The sequence below is a fragment of the Collinsella sp. AF14-35 genome (assembly GCF_003464565.1).
Taxonomy (GTDB): Bacteria; Actinomycetota; Coriobacteriia; order Coriobacteriales; family Coriobacteriaceae; genus Collinsella.
Genome location: NZ_QRZD01000065.1, coordinates 1 through 566 on the forward strand (window position 1 = coordinate 1; position 566 = coordinate 566).

At 63.6% G+C, this 566-nt stretch carries 1 pseudogene; it reads left to right on the plus strand.

Annotated elements, in window-relative coordinates:
* A pseudogene (locus DWW12_RS09905) lies at positions 1–566 on the plus strand (Sir2 silent information regulator family NAD-dependent deacetylase); the annotation flags it as partial.

A 566-nucleotide genomic window follows, 5' to 3' on the forward strand; every position in this document is an offset into this window, starting at 1 on the left:
TCAAGAGCCTTTTCGACGGCTTCTACCACCTCTACCCCAGCCTCGAGCAGCAGTGGGCATACTATGCGCGATACATCGACTTCATGCTGCGCGAGCTGGCCTCGCAGCCCTATCTCGACCTACGGTCCCTCATCGGCCATAAGGACTACTTCATCCTGAGCGCCAATGTGGACACCCAGGCCGAGAAGACGTTTCCCGACGAGAGAACCTGTAACTATCAGGGAAGCTTCGCGCACCTTCAGTGCAAGCAGCCATGCTGTGACGAGCTCTTCGACGCGAGCCCCTACGTCGAGCGCATGCTCGCGGGCATGGCGGGGTTCGAGGTCCTCAGCGAGGATGTCCCCCGATGCCCGCACTGCGGCTGGCAGCTTGTGCCGTGGGTGCGCGACGACACGTTTCTGCAGGGTGCGGCCTGGCGCGAGAGCCTCGGACGATACGAGCGCTTCGTGCGCGAGCGCAGCGATCGCCGCGTGCTGTTGCTGGAGCTTGGCGTGGGCGAGATGACCCCCGGCATCATCACGCTCCCGTTCTGGAGCATGACCGCGAAGCTGCCGGATGCGCACCTG